The organism is Anabaena cylindrica UHCC 0172 (assembly GCF_034931625.1).
Classification (GTDB): domain Bacteria; phylum Cyanobacteriota; class Cyanobacteriia; order Cyanobacteriales; family Nostocaceae; genus Anabaena; species Anabaena cylindrica_A.
Map to the genome: position 1 here is coordinate 1 of NZ_JAYGGY010000074.1, position 4,363 is coordinate 4,363.

Here is a 4,363-nt window from a genome sequence, read left to right on the forward strand (position 1 = left end):
ACCCTACGGGAAGCAAGCTACAGAATGACACTTTTAACCCGTTTTTAGTATATTTATTGATTTTCCAACAAAGTGATAATTTTGATAATTGTGGGAATCTTGACTTGCTGACCAAAATCATATTGTCTGATTTTTTTAACAATACTGCTATCTGGCTGAAATGAATCTTCATGATCAAAAACCCAACTTGTGCCACAACTCCAACGAATTACATCCACTAATAGGTTTTTGGTTAATCCCATATTTTGTCCTAGCATATAGGCTTCTTGTAAACTGACATAGTTAACATGAGCCATAAAATCTGTCAAATCCTGGGCAATTTCTTCTAATTTACTCTCTAACTTCTGCTGAGGGCGTTGATAAGTGAGTTGATAAGGTAGAGGTTTAACCCGTCCAAAACTATCAGTTACTAATTCAGAAAAATGAACATAACTACGATTTAAACCATAGGGAGAAGGTGCCATAAATCCTGGTACTCTCAGATCAAAATTATTCTCTTCTTCGATTAATTTTGTCACCATGACATGATTATCATGGGGTTTATATTTCTCTCCTGCTTGGCGATATCTGGCTTCAATTATTCTCCCTATTGGTAAAGGTACATTTAATTCATCAGCTAATTTTACTGTTAAATCTGTGTCTTTAACAGTAATTTCCAGGGAACAGGAATAGTCATAACTTCCATCAAAAATAAATGGGGTAACTTGTTCAGAAACAAAACAATTACCACGGGATGCTTTCATAAAATCCCACATCCAATCTAAGGGAATACCTTGAGTCTTAGCAATAGCCAGCACTTCCCCAACAACAACCATACCTGTATAAAACAGTAAATTAGTTAGTAACTTTACTGTTTGTGCTTTACCAATTTTATTGCTGACAAAAAAGGAAATTTTGCCCATATTATTTAGGGCTTTCTCACACAGATCATAACCTTCTTTATCACCACTGACATAAAAACTGACGTTGGCAAAATCTACTCCCATGTGGGATAAATTACTCACAGGAGATTCTAAACTATACAGACCTTTTTTCTTTGCTTCATTAGCAATATTTTGGGTATTGTGATAGTCTGTGGTAGAAAAATCAATCCAAGTTGAGCCAGGTTTCATACCTGCTAAAGCTCCATTTTCCCCTAACATATTTTCTGTGACATGATGGGGTAAGGGAAGATTTGTAACTACAATATCTGCATTTTTAGCTACTTCTTTAGGGCTATTATACCAAACTGCCCCCGCTTTAATTACTGTTGTTGCTGCTTCTGGATATTTATCATAAACCTGTACAGGATATCCTGCTTTTAGGAGTTTGAAAATCATGGGTTTTCCCATTGAACCTGTGCCAATGTAAGCAATTCTTTGGATGTGACTCATGAGTTGATTTAGGATAATTGTTCAGGACATTAAGTCGCTAGTAAAATGATACTGAATAAACCTAGTGCTAAACCTAAAAATTGTTTTAAGGTTAAAGATTCTTGGAAAAAGAATACAGCTAAAATGATTACTAATAGAGGATAAAGGGCTGATATGGTAGAAACTAGAGAAATTTTTCCTTTGGCGATCGCCTGGAGATAACACAGCACTCCTAAAATATTTAAAGCACCACTAATAAAGGCAATACTACCGGCTTTCCAGTCTAGTTCTAGTTTATAGTCAATGCTGACTAAAACGAGTAATGCAATTGTTAATGAACCAAGAGCTTCATAAATTAAAATACTTTTAGTATCAATATTTTGAATAGCTAGTTTTGGTAAAAAAGCCCAACCAGCCCAACAAATTAATGCTCCTAATGTGGGAATTAGCCATGTTTTCATATTTGAATTTAATTAATAAATTAGTCATTAAATTAATTTAAGAACACTAGTAACTATTGAGATATCAACACTACAATAGGGCTTGTTTATTCATAGGTAGAAATAGAAACCAGAATAATGTCTGGTTCTATTGCTTTATTGCTTGTTTTCGTAACCAAAGCTGTTATTCAATCCGCAGTCTATGTTCGTAAAGTTTTTGGTAATAAGGCAAACAATACTCGTAGGCTTGCTTTAAGTGATCGCTATCCTCAATCGTTCCATAGTTGATTTCTTTGTGCTGTCTATCTCTCAACCCCGTGCTGGCATTAAGAGAACTATGCCACAACCCATCTTCCCACTGATTAATTTCTGGTCGAGATTTTTGTTCCCAGCTTAAGGCTTCTGGAATAAAAGAAATGCCCACTGCATTGCAATAAGCCTTAATGGTTAAATCTGGATGATTCAGCAGATCATCAGCGTCAATTAATATAGGTATTTTACCGCTAATATCTCCAGCCATCATAAAGTAACGATACAGAGATTCATAACCAGTTTCTTCTAGGGTAAAATCTGGCCATCGGTAGTGCAAAGAAAGAAGCATTTTAGCTGGATCTCTTACCAGAAAAGTGTTTTCAAACTCAGCCACGAACTCAGGTTTTATTAAGTGGCTGATATAGTAGGGCATATCTTTAATGAAGACTTGGTGCTGTTTAGCTTCTTCCTGCAACTTTTGTCTTGTGGCTTGATAGTTATTCTCAGCTTTGATTTCAGCATCTGGATAACGATTAGTATTGCGCCGTTCTTCGCTATTGTAGAATGAAAGCCCAAAGGGTTCGTGGAAAACCACAAAATCTCCTCGTTCTCGCATCATGCACTCAAATGCGGTAGAGGCCGCACGAAAAGTAGACCATAAGGCTAGAATTTTGCTCATATTTCTATTGACTTAACTTTATATACTTTATTGATATATTGCGATCGCTTCACCTAAGATATCCCAACAAGCCATATCTAATGCAGATTTAATATAGGGATGACCGGGTAATGCTAGATCCATTGTCCGATAGATCAAAATCTGTGCGTCGAGGATCAAGTCCAATCAGTTGTGGAGTATAACTCTTCAATTCCTGCTCTCACAGCCCGCGCAAATGCTGGTAAATAGGTGGAAGCCCAAGGACATCCTTCCCCCCAACCACGGATACCTTCATCAGTGTCTTTATGAATAGAGTAAATGTTAGTGTAATCATTTTCCTATAACCATTCTAGCTGTTATGTGATTTATCAGCGACTGAATCATGCCATCTCCGGGTAATTAGCTAGATCAAATAAAAAATAGCTAATTCTGAGAATGTAACAGGTATATTACAGTAATTTCTATTACAAGAAATCAGACAAAGGTGATAATATACCATCGTGCTTGCTAAATTCATGTTTGAGTAAAATAAGTCCAAATCGAATCCAGACGATTCATACTTCATATCAATCAGGAACGCCAATTGTAGAAAATTTGATGAGATAGATCATGAATAATAATCTAATCACAGCAGAGAATAACAGCAGTTTTGATGCAATTAAAGAAGCCCACGGATTGTCTTATAATCCTACTAAAATCCAACAATACTATGATAAATGGTCTAGGAGATATAATATTGATGTCTCCACTGAAAACTATTCAGGACCAGAATTTATTGCTGACTATGTAACTAAGATTCTCAAATATAATTTCAACATTGACTCTAGCCAACAGGATTTAAAGATTCTTGATGCTGGGTGTGGAACTGGTTTAGTAGGTATTGCTCTTCAGCAGAAAGGTTTCGCCAATATTGACGGGTTTGACTTATCCCCGGATATGGTTGAAGTGGCTAAAAATACTCATGCCTATAAATCCCTACAAAAGGGATGTAATATGAATTCCAGAATAGAAACATATCAAGACAATCAATATGAAATTATTGTTTGTTGCGGTGTTTTTACTTTGGGACACGTACATTCTACAGCTTTGGAAGAGTTAATTAGAATTACAAAACCTGGCGGTTTGTTAATCATTAGTACGAGGAAAAGCTACTATGATAGTAGTGATTTTCAAGCTGTTTCTAATCGTTTACAATCAAAAGGTCAAGTTAAGTTAATTGACTCGATGATGGATGCTCCCTATATTGCGGAAGAAGGGGCGCATTATTGGGCTTTTCTAGTTTTATAGACTACGAAACTTAATTAAGACTTACGCAAGTTTCACACAAAATTCTGATTTTTTGTTGTCAGGGCGTTAACTCTGATTTTAGGGTTTGCTGAGAAAGTTGTTGGTGAGGAAAGGGAACAGTCTCAGGTATTTGATAGTCTGCGTGGCGTAGCCATATATCTTCAAGTTTCCATATCTGAGCAAGGAAAAATGTCACTATTTTGAGACACCATAAGCTAAAACCTTGAACTTTGTGACCGTCAAACAGACGGAAAACTTCATCTGCTCTTATTCTTGATTTTATCGGGCTTACGCCACACCACGCTATCAGCAAACCCTTATTATACTAAAAACGGGTTAAAAGTGTCATTCTGAACGAAGTGTTCGCGTAGCGT

Annotated in this window: 4 protein-coding genes; 1 reads left to right on the plus strand and 3 read right to left on the minus strand. The window is 36.3% G+C overall.

From position 1 onward, the window contains the following. Nucleotides 1–53: 53 nt before the first annotated feature. The 3 genes from VB713_RS13855 to VB713_RS13865 form a co-directional block, all read right to left on the minus strand. Nucleotides 54–1,373, minus strand: coding sequence for an NAD(P)-dependent oxidoreductase (locus tag VB713_RS13855; RefSeq protein WP_323312103.1), 1,320 nt, complete (start codon nt 1,371–1,373; stop codon nt 54–56). A gap of 29 nt (nt 1,374–1,402) precedes the next feature. Further along, nucleotides 1,403–1,813, minus strand: coding sequence for an EamA family transporter (locus tag VB713_RS13860; RefSeq protein ID WP_323312104.1), 411 nt, complete (start codon nt 1,811–1,813; stop codon nt 1,403–1,405). 163 nt (nt 1,814–1,976) lie between these two features. After that, nucleotides 1,977–2,723 carry a hypothetical protein gene (locus VB713_RS13865; RefSeq protein ID WP_323312105.1) on the minus strand — a complete coding sequence of 249 codons (747 nt, stop codon included), beginning with the start codon at nt 2,721–2,723 and terminating at the stop codon, nt 1,977–1,979. Nucleotides 2,724–3,311: 588 nt separating this feature from the next. On the opposite strand from VB713_RS13865, the gene VB713_RS13870 reads away from it, so the two are divergent. Beyond that, a complete protein-coding gene (locus tag VB713_RS13870) occupies nt 3,312–3,989 on the plus strand; it encodes a class I SAM-dependent methyltransferase (protein ID WP_323312106.1) in 678 nt (225 codons plus the stop codon). Nucleotides 3,990–4,363: the final 374 nt, after the last annotated feature.